Raw genomic sequence first — 21,308 nt, 5'->3', positions numbered from 1 at the left:
TTTTTATTACTAGTATGTACCATGGCTGGTAAAATATTCTCTTTTCAGTTAAAATATTTTCTTTACGCACATGCGGCTGTGCAGATTCTGTTCCATAACTTTTGCCGGACCGTAAATCATAAAACGTTTCGTAATATCCAATCGTACCGTATCAGCTAATTAAACCCGATAAGCCTTCTTGCCACGCTGTAAGCCATGGAGGATACCTTTCGTCCGGACTTGCCGGGAAGATTGATCGTCTGGCCCAGGATTCCGTAACGAATCTTAAAGTAAGTGCCGTAATCCTTTTTCTTCAGATACTGCCACAGTTCCGCCTTCTTTTCCAGATTCGCCTTTTTCTTGGAACGGATACACAAAATCGAGGATACAGTCATCATAATTGCAAGGTAATTAATCATGTATTTACGCAGCTTTTTACTGGAAATCATCCGCAGTTCATACATATTTATCATGCACTTGTTTACGAATATCTGCTGGTCTATCCTGCTGATCATCACCTTTTCGTTAACGGATTGATCCTCTCGCCCGATAAAATACCTGTAGAAGTCAACATCCATATAGTAGATCGTACGCACATGCGGCAGGGGGTAATACACGTAAATGTTATCCACATAAAATGTATGCTTCGGCAGCCTGAGCTGGCATAACTTCAGCATTTCGGTCCGGTAGAGGACGGAATGCATCAGGATATACTGGTCCAGCCGGAAATGCCCGATATCGTCCCAATGGAATATCTGGTTCTGCGGCAGCACATTGCGGTAATGGATGACCTTCTTATGCTCAACCCCAACCTTTTCATACACATAATTTGAAACAATCATGTCCACTTCCGTCTCCGTCTGCACAAAGCCCCTGACTGCTTCCAGGATCTGCCTGAGGGCCTCCTCATCTACCCAGTCATCGCTGTCCACCACCTTAAAGTATCGACCTGTGGCATGAGCCAATCCCGCATTGACAGCATCGCCGTGTCCCCCGTTCTCCTTGTTTACCGCCTTAATAATCGTTGGATACAAATCTGCATAATGACGGGCAATCTCTTCTGTACCGTCCTTGGAGCCGTCATTCACAATGATGATCTCCACATCCTCCCCGCCCTTTAATATTGATTGTATCGCCTTTTCCATATACGCTTCAGAATTATAGCATGGAATTGCAAATGATATAAATTTCATAAGAACACCTCTTTACTCAGATACAGCAATTATACTGCACATTCACCAAATTTCCAACTGTTTTATCACAAAATCCGTTTTTGTACCTGTTACAGTTACTATCCACGGGGCCGCACATAGTAACCTATTGTAAAATATGTCTTTTTCCATTATAGTTATAGGTATGACAAAAACGAAAATAGCTTTGGAGGGATTATTTATGAAGAAAAATGTTATCGTGGGCCAGTCAGGCGGACCAACCGCAGTCATCAATGCCAGCCTTTACGGCGTTGTATATGAGGCATTGAACCGGGAAGATTCTTTTGGCGCTGTATATGGAATGATCAACGGAATCGAGGGCTTCCTCGCCGGGCATTACATGGATATGGAGCCTCTGGAACGCTCCGGCGAACTGGAATTGATCAAGACGACTCCCGGATCCTATCTGGGATCCTGCCGCTATAAACTTCCCGAGGATCTGGACGATCCGGTATATCCAGAGCTAATGGAAAAGCTTAATGCATTAAATATCGGATATTTTTTCTATATCGGTGGAAACGACTCCATGGATACCGTAAGCAAACTCTCCCGCTATGCCGCTAAAACCGGCAGCGATATCAAATTCATCGGGATTCCCAAGACAATCGACAACGATCTGGTGGAGACCGACCACACCCCGGGCTTCGGCAGCGCCGCCAAATTCATTGCATCTACGGTCAGAGAAATCACCCTGGACGCCTCCGTATATGACAATAAAAAATCCGTTACCATCGTAGAAATCATGGGACGCCATGCCGGCTGGCTGACCGCCGCCAGCGCTCTGGCCCGGAAGTTCGAGGGAGACAATCCGGTTCTGATCTATCTTCCTGAGGCTGCATTTGACCAGGAAGCATTCCTTCAAAAAGTGGAGGAAGCCCTGGAACAAACTCCCAACCTGGTTGTATGTATATCCGAAGGTATTCATGACAAAGACGGCACCTTCATCTGCGAGTTTGCCAGCGACGTAGGCGTAGACGCCTTTGGCCACAAGATGCTGGCCGGCTCGGGAAAATATCTGGAGAATCTGATCAAGGAACGGCTGGGCATCAAAGTCCGTTCCGTAGAACTAAACGTATCCCAGCGCTGCTCCAGCACCATGCTCTCCGGCACAGACCAAAAAGAGGCCATCGCCTCCGGCGCCTTTGGCGTAAAGTGTGCGCTGGAAGGCGAAACCGGAAAGATGATTGCTTTCAAAAGAATCCAGGACAAGCCCTATACAATTGATTACGTAACAACCGATGTCAACCATGTCTGCAACAGGGAAAAAACAGTTCCGGCAGAATGGATTACGAGAGAAGGCACGGATGTGGGCGATGCATTTATCGACTATGCAAAGCCTCTGATCCAGGGGGAAGTCCATGTTCCAATGGAGGACGGGGTACCCATGTTCGCATACAGGAAGTAGGTTTGTGGCTTACGAGTTTTAGGCTTGGGAGCGGATGAAAGGGGACGCCTGACGGGGAACGGGACGGGATGCAGACGTAAGCATATATCTGTCTGGAATACTGCCCGCTGCGCTAAGCAGCAGTAAGAGGAAACGGAAAAAATCAGCCGGCACCATACGCATTCACCGCCTGCTCTGATGAGCAGACGGCTCAGGCGTATTCAAAAGTTGATTCGGAATCAACTTTTGTCCGGCTGATTTTTTCCGTTTCCTCTAACTGCTGCTAAGCTCGCTCTATGTACTCCAGACAGATATATGCTTACGTCTGCATCCCGTCCCGTTCCCCGCCAGGCTGGTTCATCCGACCGGCAGTAAAGACTGGTTCCCCTGATTGGGGAACCAGACCGGGGAGGCGGATGGATATGTCTATGCGTGGCTTACATCTTCCTTAAATGTACTGAAATAGTTTTGTAACTATGCTTGAAATATCCGGCGCCCCCGTCCGTGCCCCAACAGGGAACTGTCTTTTGCCTGCCGGCCTGATGAACCAGCTTGCCGAGAGCCGGGACGTGCTGTGAAAAGCGCCTATCCTGTTGGAAATGCTTCAAGCGAGCGTAGCAGCAGTTAGAGGAAATCCGCGAAATCAGCCGGAGGAAAGTTGCTTCCGAAGCAACTTTCCAGAACACCTGAGCCGTTTAATCATCAGATTAAGCGGTGAATGTGTTCGGTTCCGGCTGATTTTGCGGATTTCCTCTTACTGCTGCTTGGCGCAGCGGCCAGTATTTCCAACAGGATAGGCGCTTTTCACAGCACGTCCCGGCTCTCGGCAAGCGTCCCCTACATCACGCCCTCCAAATCCCAAGTTTCCATAATCTCAATACTTAGTTCCCCCCCCTGTGCCGTTATGTAATTCCCGCACGCTGTTTCCGGGGCGAATATATTGCATGATATGTTATTCTGGTAATGATTGCTGAACATTTCTACTGAACTCTGGTCTGAGAATATATGGATATCCAAGTAGTCCTTTCCCAGCAGATTCAATGGACTTTTGGCAATGCCCTTGCTCCAGCCGTCTGCCTGACTTCTGTCAAAGCTGATCTCTGCTTTTTCAAAATCGAAGACTACCAGCGTTTTCTTTTCGTCTGAGGAGCGCAATTCCATACAGATCTTCTTTGCGGTTGATTCTTTTAGGTTAATTTTGAGCTTTGCCTCGTATACGCTGCCTTCCCGGAACAGGAGGGGGGTTTCCGCCTTTAATGTTACATTTCGCTGTATCTGCTCATCCCGTCTGAGCTGTTCCAGTTCTCTGACCGGCAAAAACTGCAGGGTATTGTCCTTGCAGAGCACGACCTCCCTCGGAAGATTGAAGAATCCGCACCACCCTTCCTTGTAGGTGGGCCCCCAGTCCTTCCAGAACGGCATCCAGTCCCAGGCATTGGCCCATCCGACGATGATCCGCCTGCCGTCCGGGGACAGGAATGACTGCGGGGCATAGTAGTCGAATCCCCAGTCGATTTCCCCGGATACGGTATAGTAGAATTTTCCGGTCTGATAGTCAAAATCACCTACCAGATATACACTGGTTCTTTCTTTTGCCCCCATAGGGGAGAACATCAGGACGTATTTGTCACCGATGGGGTAAAAATCCGGGCACTCCCACATATATCCCCACTCGCCCCGGCTTTCGGCCAGGATATTCACAAATTCCCAGTGAAACATGTCTTGTGACTTGTATAAAAGCGCCTGGGCCATACCGTCTTTGTTCGCCCCACAGACCACATAATAGGTGTCCTCGTGCTTCCAGAGCTTCGGGTCACGGAAGAAGTCTCCCGGAATCCCCTCAGGTGCGGTCAGAACCGGGTTTCCCTCGTATTTTTCAAAATGGATCCCATCCTCGCTGTATGCAATACACTGGGACTGCTCAAAGCCCTTCCCATTATTCGTTGTCCCCGTATACATCAGGAATAGTTTCCCGTCATGCTCGATCGCGCTTCCCGAGAAACATCCGCCCTGGTGATGGTCGTCATAGCTTTCACTTGGAGCCAGCGCAAGGGGCAGGTATTCCCAGTGTATCAGATCTCCGCTCACCGCATGTCCCCAGTGCATGCAGGACCAGAATCCCTCGTATGGGTTGTACTGGTAGAAAAAATGATATTTTCCCTTGTAGTAAATCAGCCCGTTCGGATCATTGAGCCAGCCGGTCTGCGGCATAAAGTGGTAGTGCTGGCGCATTTTGCCCTTTCTCACGCATTCCTTTTTCGCATCAATCTCCCTCTGGGCTTTCTCGATATTTTGCTGCATTAATTCCTTAGACATAAAACGCCTCCAGTTCTCCCATTACTTGTATTCTTCACGCAGTTTTTTTGCAAACTCCGTATTGAGCGCCGACTCACGGCGTGCTTTGTTCTCCTTGATTCTGAATTGCTCCTGCCTTGCCGGAGAGTACTCTTCCCAGCGTTTCTCGTAAGAATCCCTGGCCGCCTGCATTTCTTCTGTTAACTGTGGCATCTTCAGGTCTCTTTCGGGAAGCACAGGCACATTCGGCAGACGCTCCTCCACTGGAAGGATCGTAAGCGGCTTTGCGGTCGGCAGGGTCTGATACCAGTAAGCCGTAGAACTCCAGTCGTCCGACAAATGGTTTGCATGACCATGCTCAATCGTTACGCGAAGGCGCTTTTCAAATCTGACCGGATCTGTAATATGGAACCGGTAGGATACATGGAATCCGTCCGTATCCCCTTCGTGCACAATGGTTCCAAAGAATGGGAATGCGTTGCGCTGCATACCCCATGCATGGTTAAAGTAATCCTCCGTTCCGGTGCCATTGAGGCTTGGATACTCTTCCCCGTCAATAAAAAACATGTCGTTTCCTTCGCCCCACCAACTGCCCTGGTAATGCTTCACGGTCAGGTTGCATCCCACGTAATGGCCTGTTCCTTCCACGTCCAGGACGGTGTAATTGCCTTCCCCTTTCAAATTAGTAACATTATTGACCTCCGGTGAATTCACCTGAATATCCGGTCCCCATCCGTCGCACGGATTCTCTCTGTGCCAGCTTGTATGGAAATAAGCGGTATTTTCATCCAACGGTTTTTTATACATTTCATAGTCAATGTTAAAATATAAAATAAACGGCAGCTCATTTTCATTGATAATCTCAATCTTTGCCTCCTTATTAAATGGCATTGGGAAATAACAGGATACAGAACATGGTGCGCCGTAGCGTCCTGCCTCCTCCGGTTTCAGCGATACATTAAATGGAAGGGAGGAAAAATTCCCCGGATAGCAGTTCCCGATACAAAAGAAATCTCCGAAAGGCGCCAGAACGCTCGGCGTATCCTGGTCATCCCATGTAATTTTGATCAATGCCTTCCTATAATAAAACGGATCATAATCGTCCCAGATTACCCCCAGAGCCGGATGGATTTCCATCACCGGAGCTGCGGATGCATTCTGCACCGGATCCAGGATGCTGGGTGCCTTTACCCTTCGGCAGGATGAGGTCATCCAGATATGCGTAATACAGCCGGGGCCTTCAATCTCTCCCAGTGTTATGCTTTCTTTTGCAGGAATTTCCCAGTAGTCCTGGTTCTTGCCTCTCTGATCCCAACTCGCCAGCCTTCCGTTTCTGGCCTCTTTTATGGTTGTCAGATCCTGAAATAATCCTGATACTTTACTCATGATATCTCCTCCTAATTCTTTTACAATGTTATATTTATTCACAACAGTCCACACAGATCTGTCCGTTCTCAGTACAAAACGTGTGTATAAGTGCAGAAGCCTATAATTTAACGCTCCCGGCTTAGCCTTTTACGGCCCCGGCCGTCATACCCTCTACAATATTCTTCTGGAAGATGCCGTAGAAAATCAGTTCCGGTATGATAATCAGCACACTGGACGCTACAATCCCGCCATAATCCACCGTATAGGTTCCTTTAAAGAAGGACGCCCCCATGGAAAGCGTATAATCTGAGATGTCTCTCAACATAACAGATGCGAATGGGAATTCATTCCAGATATACAACACGTTAAAAATTACAATCGTTGCAATGACCGGTTTTGCCATGGGAAGAATCACCTTCAGCATCAGATCCCAGATGCTGCATCCGTCAATCACGGCGGCCTCATCAATCTCTGTAGGAAGCGCCTTCAGGTAGCCCACCAGCAGCAGCGTGTTGAAGGATATGGATGTTGCCACATATGGGAATATCAGCGCCAGCTTACCCCTTAATCCAAAGAATACATTGATTTTATACACCGGAAAGAGCAGAATAAAGGGTGAGATTGAAAGTCCCATAATCAGAAACCCATATATTAAGGAAACAATTTTCTTATTCTTAAACTCCATTCTGGAGATCACAAAGGAACTGAAAAAGGTAATAATTAATTCGATAACCAGTGATATCACACATACAAATAATGTATTTCCATACAGCTGCAGAAAATCCAAAGTTTTAAACGCATTGCTGTAGTTTTCCAGGTTCAGGCTTTTCGGCAGAGAAAGCGGTGCTGACAATATTTCCGAATTTGTTTTAAAGGAAAGCACCAGCATCCAGATAAACGGAAATACAACCATCAGCGTAATCAATACCATCAGGATATACATGGCTGTCTTCTTCTTTTTATTTATCATAATCCTGCTACCTCTCTTTCTCTCTGGTCAGGAATGAGTAAATCCCCGTAATCAAAAGCGACAGCAAAAAGGTAATCGTAGCCAAAGACATCCCATAGCCGTAATCACTGCTGGAGAATGTCATAGAGTAACTGTAGGTTACCAGTGTCTCTGACAGGTGGTTCGGGCCTCCGCCTGTTGTCTGCTGAACGATTTCAAAGATTTTGAATACGCCGGTAATAATCAGGACAGATACCGTCGAGATTGTCGTGCGCATCATGGGAATGATGACATAGCGTACCTTCTGCACACCGCTTGCTCCGTCAATTTTCACTGCCTCCAGCACATCTTCCGGAATCATTTTCAGTCCGGCAATAAAAATGGTCACCAGATATCCGAGCTGCTGCCAGAAATAAATGACTGCAATGCTGTATGGTGAAAATGTCTCCCCGCCGATCCATTTGTGCTTCAGCGCCGATGCTCCCACCGCGTCCAGAATATTATTAATAACGCCGATATTCGGATCCAAAATATATACCCATATAATACCTACAATAATGGGCGCAATAATTGCAGGGGAAAATATAAGTGCTTTCGAAAAATCGGTTCCTTTCAACCGGTTATTTAAAAGCAGTGCTATCAGAAATGATAATGTCAGCAGCAGGATAAATGCCAGTATGAAAATAATCATCGTATTCTTCAGTGAAATCCAAAACACATTATCCTGAAACAGCCTGATATAATTCTGAAATCCCTGGAACCTTGCCTTACCAATGCCGGAATACTTTGTAAAGCTGTATCCGACCGCAATCACAATCGGCAGGACGATGAACACGCTATAGACGAGCAGTGTCGGGATCAGAAGGCCTATTTTATATCTTCTTTTACTTAACCAGCGCATATCCTTCTCCAATCATAGAATCCGCAACAGCTCAGGCATGCCTGAACCATTACCAGTACATTGTCAACAATCCACCCGCAGCCCCTCCGCACTCACGGAGGGGACTCCGGCTTTCTGCGTATTAACCTGTCTCTTTACTTACTGTAGGACAGAGCCTCGTCAATCTTATCCAGAGCTTCGGACGGCTCATATGTTCCCTGCATCACGCCAAACATGGAATTGTAAAGTGCCTCCTGTACTGCGGATACCACAGTCAGATCCGGCGCTGCCTCCGGGCTCTCCCATCCTGCAGCCAGGGCTTCCAGCATCGCATTCATAGAATACTGTGTGTCCGTTGCTGCAACTTCGGAATAGTTTGTTGCCGGGAAAATAGAACCTTCATAGGAAATCTTTGCAGCATCTTCTCCGTAGTAGAATTTCAGGAATTCGTAAACTGCCTCTTTCACTGCGTCATCGTCTGCAACCTCTGCATTCACAACGATCGGTGCGGACGGAACCTTCATTGCAATATCCTGGTTGTAATTCGTATCTGTAAATTTAGGCCCCCACCAGAAACCTACCTTTTCGCCGATATTTTCATCAAATTCCGCACAGTCCCACTGGCCGGTGCCGAACATTGCCGCCTTGCCTTCGATAAAGAGCTGCTTCGCGTCGAAGTATTCAATCGTAGCCATATTTTCCGGGAATGCCCCTGCATCCGCAATTCCTTTTAATTTCTCAAAGCAGGCGTTCAGGTCTTCATTGTTGAATTTCTTTTCTCCTGAAAGAATGCTGTCGATATTCTCCGCCCATCCATATCTGGCAAGCGTCTCATTGAACTCCCACATTGCGTATGCACTGTTTTTGCTTCCGATTGACAGTGGAGTCACGCCGCTCTCTTTCAGCTTTTTGATCATCTCAATGAATTCTTCGTATGTAGTGTCGTTCGTAGGATACTCAATCCCTGCCTTATCAAACAGGTCTTTGTTGTAAAAGATTCCCTGGACATTACACTGGTATGGCAGACCGTACTGTCCGTTGTCATCCTGAAATGCATTTTCCATGCCGCCAAGTGCTGTCTGGATATCGGAATTTTCGGATAAGAAATCCGATAAGTCCATCAGTACGCCGGAGTCGCTGTATTCCGGAGCCTCGCTGGCATCCAGCCAGAAGATCTGCGGAAGTGTTCCGTCGGAAGCTTCCAGCTTCATATTCTTGGAATGGGACTCTTTATCGGAAGCCTCAAACTCCACCTTATATTTTCCGTCATACTTTTCGTTAAATGCCTGCACAATGTTGTATGTAACCGCTTCCTGCTCCTGGGGGTTTGCCACATGGATACCGAACTTAATCGTCGTTGCTCCTCCCTCTGACTCTGCTTTCGGCTCCGGCTCCTTGCCGCCTGAACATCCCGCTAGCAATCCCACAGCCATCGTACCGGCCATAACAGCTGACAACAGTTTTTTTAAAGTTCTTTTCTTCATAATGCTCCTCCTTGTATTACGAATACTGTTTTGTTGTTCCCAATGTGGAACCCGTTCCACATTGTTTAAAAAAAATACCTCAGCTTGTTCCGCGCCGCATCATGGAACCCGTTCCACAATGCGGCAAAAAAAATAAGTTTTCTAGGATGTACACCTGTTGATTACTTTAAGCCCATTATATAACTCCATTTAAAAAAGTCAACCTTATTTTTTAAATTTACTGCTTTTTTGTTTATAACTACAAAAGATTTTGATTTTATTTTGTACACCTTTCACAATGAACTGATTATAAAGTTGTCTTTCCTTTTTTAAGTTCCACCTCTAATAAGACCTGCTTGTTTTTGTAAGTCTTTCCATTTACCAGCCTTGCCATCAGGCGCACGGATTCCCTGGCCAACGCTTCCATAGGCTGTGCAACGGCCGTCACCTGTGGTTCTACGATTCCCGTCAGGTAGGTACCGTCATAAGCCACAATCTTCACATCCCCCGGTACCTTTTTATGCCTTCTGATCGCTTCATTCATATAACCGATCGCCAGCTGGTCAACCCCGAATACTCCGTCAAAATCTATTCCCATCTCAAAAACTGAATCCACCGCCTTTTTATAATATACGGCGTCAAAACGGTTCCATTCCAGTTCATAGGCATATGTCTTCACATGGTTCTTTTTCATAATCCTTTCAAATTCATAATGCCTGTCATGGTATGGTGACTCAACTTCCTGCGCTCCCCGAAAATGCAGTACGGACTTACAGCCGCTTCTGATCAGCTCCTCTGCCGCCAGTCTGCCGCCTCTTTTATGGTTCACTGCCACCACAGGGATATCTTCGCCCAGGTAGCGGTCAAGCGCCACAATCGGCTTGTGGATCTTAAGGTATTCTTCCACATCAAGTGAGTGTACGCCGGTGATCACGCCGTCTACAATATGACGGTTCAACATATCCAGATATTCGAGTTCTGCATTTTCTTCTTTCACGGTATTGCACAGCATGGTCTTGTAGCCGCAGTTATACAGCTCTGCTTCCACATATTCTACAAATTCAGCAAAAAACGGGTGTGCAACCGTGGGAACTAATACGGCGATGATCCCTGTTTTCTTGTGAAATAAATTGCGCGCCAGCTCGTTGGGCGTGTAGTCCAGTTCACGCATGGCTGCTTCAATCTTCTGGCGCGTCTCATCGGATACATAACCGCTGTTGTTCAGAACCCGTGAAACCGTTGTCGGACCTACGTTTGCCTTTTTTGCAACATCTCTGATACTTGCCATAATCAGACCTCCTTTCCTCGTATTTTAAGCTCTGCTTAATTCTAGTTGTAATATATTTTCGGACAAAAGTCAAACAATTTATGCTAAAGAGCAGAAGCGTAAGAAGGATATAATGTATGGCATGTCATACCCTTATAAAACTACTCAACATTCCAAAGTTTTAAATGTTTAAATACTGCTAAATTATGGATAACAATATTAACCCATTAATTTACAAAATACATTTACCTTTATGCGTAAGATATTAATAGAACTTAGATAGAGAGGGGGGATTACAATGTATAAAAAGTTTATTGCTGTACTATTGGCTGTAGCCTCCTACAAAGTATTGGAAGTCTATGGACTGGAAAATCTATACACCCCGGCTCAGTATAATGAAACTATGCAGTATAGTGCCTTAACAGGTAACTTATTCAGGATGGGGTATCCCGGCGTTGGATGAGATACTCTTTTACCTGCATTTTCCTAATTTAATAATGTTTATAGGAGCAGCACAGATGATGCACGTTATACTGCTCCTATATTAGTTTATCCCGCCCCAACTCTGTATATCCCCTTGAAAGTAAGAATATTCCTCATTTTTAAAAACAATACTTTGAGAAATTTTTATATGCCAGATTCCATTCCGCTTCATCTTCCGGCACATATTCCCTCACCTGGAAGGAATCTCTCACTATTCTGCGTATTTCTGTTAATGAGGAGGCGTGTCCGCAACCGTAAGCCTGCATCAGGAGATTGCCGGTTGCTGTGCATTCTTCCGGGCCTGCCGTTACTTTTTTGTGAAGCGCATTGGCTATAAACTGATTTAATAGTGTATTTTTTCCACCGCCTCCGGTTACGTGCACGACATCGATTTTTTTCTCTGCGGCATCTTCTATCTTCCCTAACACATATCTGTATTTCAGTGCAAGGCCCTCATAGATCAGCCTGCTGATTGCACCGATGTCATCTTCTTTGAGGTGGATCTGATTTGTTTTTTTCAGGTATTCGACGATCGCTTGGGGCATATTATCCGGTGCGAAAAAGCTGTTGTCGTCTACGTCTATAAACGCCATAAATTGGGGGGCTTTTTTTGCCTCTTCTACGATTCTGGAGTAGTCCAGTCCCGGATCTTTTCGATTCCATTGTTTCTTACATTGCTGAATAATCCAGAGTCCCATGATATTTTTTAGGAAAAGGGATTTTCCAAGTACTCCGCCAGAATTGGATATATTAAGTGCGAAGCTTTTTTCATTATTTACGGGCTGTTTCAGCTCCATTCCTGCCAGAGACCATGTACCGGAACTGATGAAGGCGAAGTTTTCACCTTCTGCGGGAGTCGCTACTACCGCGCTTGCCGTGTCATGTACGGCGGGCGTTATGATCGGAATCCCGCGTTTTAGTCCCGCTTGTTCTGCAATATCGTCCCGGAGGGTTCCTACTTTGTCCCCTGCAAACGAGATCTGGGACTGCAGTTCTACCGGGATGTTGTAGGCCTCGAAGATTTCATCATCCCATTTGCGGTTGACTGTATCTACCATCATGGAGATCGAGGCCGCCGTATATTCGCAGACGGGTTTGGCTCCAAGCAGATAATGCAGAATATCTCCCACAAACAGCAGCTCCCTGGCATGGTCAAGCTGTGTATCTTTCTGCTTCCTTGCTGCAATAAGCTGGTTCAAAGTATTAAACTCCAAAAATTGGATTCCTGTCTTTCGGTAAAGCATTTTTTTTCTTGGTTCCAGCAGGGCATCCGTGCCCTCAGTCCGTTTATCCCTGTATGTATATGGGATTCCCATCAGTGTCCCGTTTTTATCCAGCAGGCCAAAATCTACGCCCCAGGTGTCCACGCCGATGGAATCCAGTTTAGGGCCGTATTGGTCTGCATAGATCCGGAGTCCTTTTAATATTTCTTCATAAAAACGGTAAACATTCCATTTCCATTCTCCCCGGATTTTAAGTCCCTGTGTTGGAAACCTACACAGTTCATCCAGTTCTATGATGCCGTTTTCCAGGGTTCCTGCGATACAGCGACCGCTTTCCGCCCCCAGATCAACTGCAAAATATCTGCCCATTTGCACACCCCTATTCTGCGATTTGCTTTAATTTTTCAATATCTAAGGGATACGTCCCCAATTCCTTTAACGCATCCAAAAAGACCTTGTAATTCTGCGGATTTATTCCGCTGTGGATCGAGTTGGAGGAGGAGATAATGTGTCCGCCTCCCACGCTTCCCTGGAGCAGGCAGCGCGCCACTTCCCTGCGCACCTGGTCTTCTGTCTTATTTACAAGTGTTTCTACACAGTCCACATTTCCCTTGAATGCAATCCTGTCACCATACCTTGCCTTTAATGCGGCAAGATCCATATTTCCTCTGGCGTCTATCGGATCCAAACAGTCTATTCCTGTGTTTACCAGATCTTCTACTACGCTGTTTAAATCTCCGTCACTGTGTTTGATCACCTTGAGCCCTAGACTTTTCGCCTTCTTCACCAGTGCTTCAAAGTGAGGCAGTACCTGTTCCCTGTACATGTCGGGATTCATGAGAAGCGCCTGGTCGTTGGCAATATCATCGCCCACAACGATGACCTCGATCCCAAGCCCGGCAAGATTTTCGCAGATTCTGCCGGAGTATTCCACGCTCATCTCCATCAGCCGCTGAACCAGCTTTGGTTCTTCATAAAAGCCCGCCAGGAAATTTTCAAATCCCATCAGATCCCTGGGCTGTGAAAATACGTCCCGCACCCTGGCAATCACACATTTTTCCTGTCCAAAGAGATCCAATGCTTTTTTAATCTTATTGAAGCGGTACGGCGCATCGGGATCAGGCATTTCATAGGTATCCAGATCGGACAATTCCTGGATCGGAAATCCTACCGGATTCGGATATTCGTCATAGGAAACCCTGGTAATTCCCCATTCATCGATGAAATGCCGGTCGTCTATTACTGTATTTTTTGAATCCAGTCCAACGGCAATCCCGTCCAGATCCATTTTCTGTACGAATTCCATGTCACTTGCGGTATTGCAGATCTGCTCCATTACCTTTGGATTGAGCACCCACTCACAGGTGGGAACTCTGTCAGGCTCCTGCCGGTTTAAAGCTGCCAGAATTCTCTCTCTTCCATTCATCAGCATCCTCCTCCCAGTGTCAGTATTCCTTCCTCTCGGGTTTCAGCCGCATTTATATGATAACCGCTCTCCCGGTGGTTCCTCAGCGGATTGGTATCCGTGAGCCCCAGTTCCATGCGAACAACGGATAACAGCGGCTCCACATCCGTTTCAAATGCCTCCATGATGATCTGGTTACATCTTACTACATCATTTTCTGCCTGGGCAGCTTTCAGGGCCTTACGGTCAATCAGCAATGCCTTTGCATAGGCGGTCTGGATATTCATGACTGAGTAAATGATGCCTTCCAGGCTGTTTTCAATATTATGGGACTGATCCAGCATATAGGCAATCTGGTTATCAACGCCTTCCATCCCCGCATCGATGATTTCTTTGAAAATCAGGAAGATCTCCAGCGGGTTCACGGTTCCCAGAATCAGGTCATCATCCGCATACCGGTGGTTGTTAAAATGGAACCCTCCCAGTTTTCCTTCATCCAGCAAAGTGGATATAATATGCTCAATATTGGTCCCCGGCAGATGATGCCCCAGGTCCACCAGCGTCTTTGCCTGAGGCCCTAATTTGCTGCACATCAGATAGGAGGTGCCCCAGTCCTGCACGTCGGTTGTGTAATAGAACGGTTCAAAGGGTTTATATTCCAGCAGCAGAGTCATATCCGGATCCATCGCATCATACAGAACCTTCAGGCCCTCATACAGGCGGTGCTTCCGCTCCCTCAGGTTATCCTGCCCCGGATAGTTGGTTCCGTCCGCCACCCACATCCCGATTGTCCGGGACCCCATCTCCCGCGCCATTCTGACGCAGTCTTTAAAGTGTTCCTTCGTCTGTTCACGTACCCAGTCCAACGGCGAACACATGGAACCATACCTGAACTCCTGCCCGGAAAATGTATTCGGATGCACGGTACCGATTTTCATGCCTTTCTCCTCGGCATATTCCCTGACCGGGCCGAATCTTCCGTCCTCAGTCTTGTCCCAGCACACATGGCTAGCCATTACCGGCGTGATCCCTAAGCACCTCTGGATTTCCGCACAGTCGTCGATCTTATCCCAGATCGTAACGGCTGCCCCTTTATCTTTAAATGTACCATATCGGGTTCCCGAATTTCCCACTGCCCAGGAGGGCAGTTCAATGACTTGCGCCTTTAGTAAATTTTTAATTTTCTCCAGGTCAAAACCCTTTTCACCTAATTCTTCTTTTAAAATCTCATATCTCTTTTCATATCGCTTCATTGACTTCTCCTTTATTTGTATCTATTTTCCCCTTTATTCATAACTGTCTTCACCTTTATTCATAACGATCTTATATATCCGTAACTACCCTATTTATTCGTAACTGTCTTATTTATTCGTAATAGGAATGCCTCGCAGCGTCCACAAATGCCAATACGTTTTCCCACGGCACTTCCGGCTCCAGTATATGCGTAGGGGCCACCACAAGCGCGCCTCTTTTTCCTAAGATCTTTTGAACTTCCTTTACTTTTTCCCTCACCTCTTCCGGTGTTCCAAAAGGCATCGTACTTTGTGTCCCGATTCCGCCCCAGAATGCCAGTCTGTCCCCAAATCTATCATATATAAGCGTCAGGTCATTACACTCCGGCTGTACAGGATTCAGGATATCGATGCCCTCCTCGATAAAATCATCCACAATATCTTCCACCTTCCCGTCACAGTGCCGGAAATAAAGTACTTCCGGATTCACAGCCTTCCCTGCCTGAACGATTCTTTTCATACGTTCTTTTATCAAAGCGCCGTACATCTCACGGCTCATCAGCGGCCCTTTTTGTGTCGCTACGTCATCTCCCAGGCGGATGATATCAACACCCAGCTCTGCATATTTCTTCGCCTGCTTGATCCGCAATTCTTCCAGTTTATCGCATATAGCCATAGCCACTTCTTCGTTTTCATAGTAATCCATCAAAAAAGTTTCCATCCCACGCAGCATCCACGCGGTTTCGAAGATCGTCTGATACAGCTCTCCCATTACCACATAGCCCCGGGACTTATATTCTTCAATTTTTTCTTTCATGCCCTCAAAACGGTAATCCGCATCCACATCCGGCCACTCGTAGCCATATACATCCTCGGCGGTCTCACACCACGCGAGGGGATGATACTTGAATTCCAGAAAATGTTCCTGTGACCCGGGCACGGCCCCAACTCCCCACTCATCGAAGATCACGTTATCCGGAAGTTTCTCTTTGAAATATTTTGTAAAATCCGTTTTCTTGTTTGTTACGCCGATATTTACTGACCTGACGTCAAAGTCAAAGTATTCTTCCGGCGCTTCCTCTGTTTGTTCCTGCTCATGATAACATTGCATCAGTCTCGGGGTAAACGCGCCCCAACTGATCTCAAATGGCATCCGGTCGGGTTTCCCCTCCCCCTTTAAAGCCGCCAGTACCCTTTCTCTTGCATTCATATACGCGTACCTCCTCCTGCAGACTGTGCAGGTTCCCTTTTCAAAGGGGACTGTCCCTCTTGACAGAGGGGTCTGTCCCCCTTGGCAGAGGGGTCTGTTCTCCTTGCAGAAGGGACTGCCCCCTTACAGCACAGTCTATTTATTTTTTAGTGACTAATAATCATACTCTCCTGCATTCTCCTTAGTAAACTTCAGCGGATCGCCGGCCGGTACTAAGCAGACATCATTCGCCTTTACCGTCCCGTACTCACCCAGATCGATTTCCGCTCCTGCCTCCAGAGCGACTTCCCCTGTTGCAAGCTTAACGGAAAGTGTTCCTGCTACATTTCCGCAGAGCCTGGTATCCCAGAGAAATGCATTTGGCATGGTGCCATTTTCCAGGTATGTCTTGCACTGGGACGGGGTTCCGGTTCCGCTTACCATGATCTTGCCAGTCAGCCCTGCATTTTCCACTGCCTGAGCTGCGGCTACAATTCCTACAGTTGTCGGAGAAATAATGCCTTTCAGTTCCGGATACTTCTGGATGGCAGCCTCTGCCTCTGTCAGGCTCTTTGTAGCTTCATCGTCTCCATAAAGAACATCTACAAATTCCATTTTCGCGTATTTCTCGTCTTCCGCCATCATATCCCGGTATATCTGCATTTGATTCTCCTGGAACGGGGTGCCGGTCTTAGAGCTCAATGCAACAAATTTGCCCTCATAATTCATGCTCTCTGCAAACGCCTCGAAGTTCTCCTTTCCAAGCACATCATAATCCGTAGACATTACCGCACCGTCTCTTCTGTCTTCGTTTCCGGTGACGTCATCATTCACACAGAGAACGATAATTCCAGCGTCCCGCGCTTTATCAAAGGTAGCGCACAGAGCATCCGGATCACTTGGTGAAATACAGATCACATCGACCTTATCCTGGATGGCTGCCTCAATCAGCGGGATCTGAGCCGTCGCGTCGCTTGTATCCGGAGCCGTATCCTGGAATGTTGCCCCTGCCTTTTCCACGCTATCTTTCATCCCCTCAATGATCGGGTCAAAATAAGGAATCCCCTTTGTCAGGCAGATATAGCGGACTGTGACATCGGAAGCGCTTTTCGCACTGCCTTCTGCCTTATCGTCCGTACTTCCCTGCTCCTCTTCCTGTTTGCTGCTGTCACTTTTCGGGCTCTGCTCCACGCCCTTTTTCTCACATCCGCTTACCATCGCCGCAGCCAGTAAACAGATCCCCAATACCACTGATAATGTTCTTTTTTTCATAGCAATCCTCCTGATTTTTTTATTTATTTGTTTCTCATGGCTAATTATTTTTTTAATACTGCTGCACCTCCTATTCATATTTTTTAGCCATTTTTTCTAACCCGTTTGAAATAATTATTACAAGAATCAACAGCAGCCCCAATATCGCCATCTGTGCGTAATTGCTAAGAAGCGCCAGCCGCATGCCCGTTCTGATAAATACAATGATAAAAAATGCTGCCAGTGTTCCAAGGACACTCCCCCGGCCTCCCGCAAATGCGGTTCCACCCAGCAGGACCATGGTAATGACGTCCATCTGTCCGTCGCCCGCTATCGTATACTTCGCCATCTGCAGCCTGGACATTGTCATAATTCCTGCGATTGCACAAAATGTACCCTGAATTGTAAACAGCAGGACCTTTGTTTTTTCAACAGCAACGCCGGAATACAATGCTGTGCCGCGGTTCAGGCCAATGGCCGTTATCTTCCTGCCCCATACCGTCTTTTTCAGCAGAAAGGAGAAAATAAGGGCGATTACAATCAAGATAATCAGATTCAGTGGTATCAATCCCAAAATTGTGTATTGATCAAGGCCTATAAACCATTCCGGAAATCCCGAAATCGCCGCGTCACCAACCAGAACCTGTGAAAATCCCTGATAGACTGACATAATGCCGATTGTTATCACTAATGAGGGCAGCTTCGTTACCGTCACCAGAAGGCCGTTAAAAAATCCAAGCAGTGTCCCTGCCGCAATACCGATCACAATTAACACTGGCATACTCATCCCCGCCTGATACAGTACGGCCACCAGGCAGGCCACCAGACTCATGTTTGCCGCGATGGAAAGATCGATCTCCCCCGATGTCAGAAGGAGGGTAAACGGAATCGCCATCAGCCCGAGTTCGCAGTAGAATATCGTGGAACCAAGCAGAAATCTGATATCCAGAAAGTTTGGCGACAGCAGGACCCCGACCACAAGGCTTAAAATCATGAACACAAACACCGTCAGTTCCGGCCGGATCATCCGGTTCATTTTTAATTTATGCTTCATTATTGACCCCCTTATCTCGCTTCGCTGACTGCCAGCCTGTTTTTAATTAAGTTATCGATAATGACAGAGACTACGATGATAATTCCATAAATGGCCTCCTGCCAATATCCGGAAATGCCTGTTATTGAAATGGCATTCTGTATGACTCCCAGAAGCAGGCATCCCAGTACAGTCCCCGTCACTTTGCCGACTCCGCCGTTCATACTGGTCCCGCCGATCACAACCGCGGCAATAGCCGTGAATTCCAGGCCCCGCCCCGCGGCTCCCGGATCCATATAGCCGATTCTGGATATAAAGATCATCCCAGCCAGACCGCTTAACCCGCCGGCCAGTGTGAAGACAAACAACTGTACCCGATTGTTCGAAATCCCCCGCAGGCTTGCCGCCGCAGGGTTACATCCGATTTCATATATTTGCCGTCCTGCCCGGAAGTATTTTAAAAATAATGCAAGAAGAACTGCCGCCAGAAGCGCAATCAGTACAGAATATGGAATCCCGATGACGGACTGCTTTGGTTGGGAAAGCGCCATTAAGGACTGCGGTATCACCGAATTATCGATCTGTTTACCGCCCAGAATGAAAATCACGCCACGGTATACATTCATAGTTCCCAGTGTAACAATGACTGATGGAATCTGAAACTTAGTCACGATAAACCCATTGATCAGCCCCAGTACACATCCCAGTGCAATCGCCACGATAAAAACAACTGCGATAGGCAGGCCGCTGTATGTTTTAAAGAGCAGTCCCGCCGCATACCCGGAACACGCCAGGATCGCGCCCAATGACATGTCTACGTTTCTGCTCACTATCTCGATCATCTCCCCCAGGGATACAATCAGCAAAAATGGAAAAAACAGCAGGATGTTGACCAGCGAAGTGGTTGAAAAAAAACGGGGCTCTACGATGCATACGACTGCATAGATAATCACGATCATAGCAATCACGCCTAATTCACGAAATGAACTTAAATTCAGCTTTTTCTTTTTCATTGCGCCTCCTCCAGACAATCGTGCGCCGCGGACAGGATCTTAACGTCTGTGATCTCGTCCTTTCGCAGCATTCCCGTCTGTTTTCCTTCATACATAACCATGACCTTATCGCTCAGTGATATGATCTCACTCAATTCGGAGGAGATCATCATAATGCATTTTCCTTCCTCCGCCAATTTTCTAATCAGCCTGTAGACTTCTTCCTTAGCCCCCACGTCGATTCCCCTCGTGGGCTCGTCCAGAATCAGAATATCCGGGTTCGTACTGATCCACTTTGCCAGACTGACCTTCTGCTGGTTTCCGCCGGACAGGTCTCCCACTTTCTGCGTGACAGACCTGCATTTTGTTTTCAGACCCTCCACGTATTGTTCAGAGATCTTTTTCTCTTTCTTCGTATCAATGTAACCTAACTTCTTTTTCATACTGTCAATAATTGCAAATGTGGTATTAAAGGCAATTGGTTCCGAAACAAACAGTCCCAAGCCCTGCCGGTCTTCAGGCACCAGCGCAATTTTATTTTTGATAGCTGCCTCTGGGGACTCAATCTTTACTTCTTTTCCCCTGATTCTGATCCGCCCCGACTTCACCGGCGTAATCCCGAATATACCTCTGGCCACTTCTGTCCGCCCTGCCCCCATAAGGCCCGCAACCCCCATGATCTCACCCTTAGCAATCTGAAAGCTGACATGTTCAAAAATGCCGGGAATACTGATATCTTCTACCTCCAAAAATGGCTGCCCAAAGGTCTTGCTCTCTGACTCTCTGCCCCCTGCCCTGAATTCCCTGCCGATCATCTTCTGGATAATCTGGTCCTTGGTGATTTCTGAATTCAGATATGTACCTACGATCTCTCCATCCCGCAGAACCGTAATTCTGTCCGAAACTGCCTTAATCTCCTCAAGCCTGTGGCTGATATAGACGATCGTCTTTCCCTTTTTACGCAGGGTATCGATGAGCTCCAGCAGGTTATCCACCTCGGAAGGCGTGAGCGATGCGGTAGGCTCATCCATAAAAATGATCTTCGCATCCGAAGAAAGTGCGGAAGCAATCTCTATCAGCTGCTGCTCTGCAACGGAAAGGCCCTTCATCATCCTGCCCGGTGAAAACTCAAGCCCCACTTCCAGCATCGCCTCCGATGCCTTCCTGTTCAGGTCCTCCCATTTGATCTTCCGGGTATCAAAATGTCCGGTGAATATATTCTCCGCAATACTCAGATCCTCAAAGACGGAAGGTTCCTGGTGAATCATGGCAATACCGTGCCCGATGGCGTCCACGGGATGTTTCATCCGCACGGCCTTCCCTTCCAGATAAATCTCACCTGAGGTTGGCTGGTAAATTCCGAATAATATTTTCAGAAGCGTCGACTTTCCTGCTCCGTTCTCACCGATCAGCGCATGTACCTCCCCGGCTTCCAAATCAAAGTCTACAGACTTAAGAACATTATTTTTTCCAAAGGATTTACATATCTTCTGAGCGCTTAATAAACTATCTTTTTTCTCCAATATTTCTCTCCTTCCCTTCAGTATTGGGATTGATCCCACTTTATGCGGTAAAAAACAGCCGTTGTTTTCCGGCTTAATTGGGATTGATCCCATTTCTTATTTCATTTATAACATATACTAAAATTAATGTCAATAAACTTGTAAGTTTTTATATTTTTGCAATTCATTTTCGTTATTTTTA

17 protein-coding genes are annotated in these 21,308 nt (G+C 46.9%); 2 read left to right on the top strand and 15 right to left on the bottom strand.

The genetic code is table 11. From position 1 onward, the window contains the following. Positions 1 to 155 precede the first annotated feature (155 nt). Positions 156 to 1,172, bottom strand: a complete 1,017-nt coding sequence (locus ARB69_RS00920) for a glycosyltransferase family 2 protein (RefSeq protein WP_050641725.1) — start codon at positions 1,170 to 1,172, stop codon at positions 156 to 158. 199 nt (positions 1,173 to 1,371) lie between these two features. On the opposite strand from ARB69_RS00920, the gene ARB69_RS00915 reads away from it, so the two are divergent. Then, complete coding sequence (locus tag ARB69_RS00915) at positions 1,372 to 2,595, top strand: 6-phosphofructokinase (RefSeq protein ID WP_055150025.1); 1,224 nt, start codon at positions 1,372 to 1,374, stop codon at positions 2,593 to 2,595. 816 nt (positions 2,596 to 3,411) lie between these two features. Here the strand turns inward: ARB69_RS00915 and ARB69_RS00910 are convergent. The 6 genes from ARB69_RS00910 to ARB69_RS00885 form a co-directional block, all read right to left on the bottom strand. Beyond that, positions 3,412 to 4,890, bottom strand: a complete 1,479-nt coding sequence (locus ARB69_RS00910; RefSeq protein WP_055150022.1) for a glycoside hydrolase family 32 protein — start codon at positions 4,888 to 4,890, stop codon at positions 3,412 to 3,414. 21 nt (positions 4,891 to 4,911) lie between these two features. After that, entirely contained in the window at positions 4,912 to 6,255 is a 1,344-nt protein-coding gene (locus tag ARB69_RS00905; RefSeq protein WP_055150019.1) for a glycoside hydrolase family 172 protein, read from the bottom strand. Between the two features lie 121 nt (positions 6,256 to 6,376). Continuing rightward, the gene (locus ARB69_RS00900) at positions 6,377 to 7,207 is read right to left on the bottom strand and encodes a carbohydrate ABC transporter permease (RefSeq protein ID WP_050641729.1); all 831 of its coding nucleotides are present in this window, start codon (positions 7,205 to 7,207) and stop codon (positions 6,377 to 6,379) included. 7 nt (positions 7,208 to 7,214) lie between these two features. Next, positions 7,215 to 8,087: a carbohydrate ABC transporter permease gene (locus ARB69_RS00895; protein WP_050641730.1), complete on the bottom strand. Its 873-nt coding sequence runs from the start codon at positions 8,085 to 8,087 to the stop codon at positions 7,215 to 7,217. Between the two features lie 134 nt (positions 8,088 to 8,221). Next, on the bottom strand, positions 8,222 to 9,550 hold the full coding sequence (locus tag ARB69_RS00890) for an ABC transporter substrate-binding protein (RefSeq protein ID WP_055150016.1): 1,329 nt from the start codon (positions 9,548 to 9,550) through the stop codon (positions 8,222 to 8,224). Between the two features lie 286 nt (positions 9,551 to 9,836). After that, positions 9,837 to 10,817 carry a LacI family DNA-binding transcriptional regulator gene (locus tag ARB69_RS00885; protein WP_050641732.1) on the bottom strand — a complete coding sequence of 327 codons (981 nt, stop codon included), beginning with the start codon at positions 10,815 to 10,817 and terminating at the stop codon, positions 9,837 to 9,839. Positions 10,818 to 11,094: 277 nt separating this feature from the next. Here ARB69_RS00885 and ARB69_RS26520 point away from each other — a divergent pair, with 277 nt between their 5' ends. Then, entirely contained in the window at positions 11,095 to 11,259 is a 165-nt protein-coding gene (locus ARB69_RS26520; protein ID WP_154253258.1) for a hypothetical protein, read from the top strand. A 139-nt stretch (positions 11,260 to 11,398) separates the two neighbouring features. On the opposite strand, the gene ARB69_RS00880 is transcribed toward ARB69_RS26520, so the two are convergent. The 8 genes from ARB69_RS00880 to ARB69_RS00845 all read right to left on the bottom strand — a co-directional run bounded on the left by ARB69_RS00880 (position 11,399) and on the right by ARB69_RS00845 (position 21,127). Next, positions 11,399 to 12,871 (bottom strand): rhamnulokinase, encoded by a 1,473-nt coding sequence (locus ARB69_RS00880; protein WP_055150013.1) that lies wholly within the window; start codon positions 12,869 to 12,871, stop codon positions 11,399 to 11,401. A 10-nt stretch (positions 12,872 to 12,881) separates the two neighbouring features. Further along, complete coding sequence (locus ARB69_RS00875; protein WP_055150010.1) at positions 12,882 to 13,928, bottom strand: uroporphyrinogen decarboxylase family protein; 1,047 nt, start codon at positions 13,926 to 13,928, stop codon at positions 12,882 to 12,884. Then, positions 13,928 to 15,160 carry a TIM barrel protein gene (locus ARB69_RS00870; protein ID WP_055150007.1) on the bottom strand — a complete coding sequence of 411 codons (1,233 nt, stop codon included), beginning with the start codon at positions 15,158 to 15,160 and terminating at the stop codon, positions 13,928 to 13,930. Before ARB69_RS00870 ends, ARB69_RS00875 begins: the two co-directional genes overlap by 1 nt. A gap of 112 nt (positions 15,161 to 15,272) precedes the next feature. Next, positions 15,273 to 16,349, bottom strand: a complete 1,077-nt coding sequence (locus ARB69_RS00865; protein WP_050641736.1) for a uroporphyrinogen decarboxylase family protein — start codon at positions 16,347 to 16,349, stop codon at positions 15,273 to 15,275. 153 nt (positions 16,350 to 16,502) lie between these two features. Continuing rightward, positions 16,503 to 17,600: a substrate-binding domain-containing protein gene (locus ARB69_RS00860; protein ID WP_055150004.1), complete on the bottom strand. Its 1,098-nt coding sequence runs from the start codon at positions 17,598 to 17,600 to the stop codon at positions 16,503 to 16,505. A 70-nt stretch (positions 17,601 to 17,670) separates the two neighbouring features. Beyond that, entirely contained in the window at positions 17,671 to 18,633 is a 963-nt protein-coding gene (locus ARB69_RS00855) for an ABC transporter permease (RefSeq protein WP_055150001.1), read from the bottom strand. An 11-nt stretch (positions 18,634 to 18,644) separates the two neighbouring features. After that, a complete protein-coding gene (locus tag ARB69_RS00850; protein ID WP_050641739.1) occupies positions 18,645 to 19,625 on the bottom strand; it encodes an ABC transporter permease in 981 nt (326 codons plus the stop codon). Continuing rightward, on the bottom strand, positions 19,622 to 21,127 hold the full coding sequence (locus ARB69_RS00845) for a sugar ABC transporter ATP-binding protein (protein WP_055149998.1): 1,506 nt from the start codon (positions 21,125 to 21,127) through the stop codon (positions 19,622 to 19,624). Before ARB69_RS00845 ends, ARB69_RS00850 begins: the two co-directional genes overlap by 4 nt. Positions 21,128 to 21,308: the final 181 nt, after the last annotated feature.

Origin of the sequence: Faecalicatena contorta, assembly GCF_001404335.1 — a bacterium.
Classification (GTDB): domain Bacteria; phylum Bacillota; class Clostridia; order Lachnospirales; family Lachnospiraceae; genus Faecalicatena; species Faecalicatena contortus_B.
Note: the sequence above shows the minus strand (reverse complement) of the source record. Positions and strands in the feature narration are given on the sequence as shown.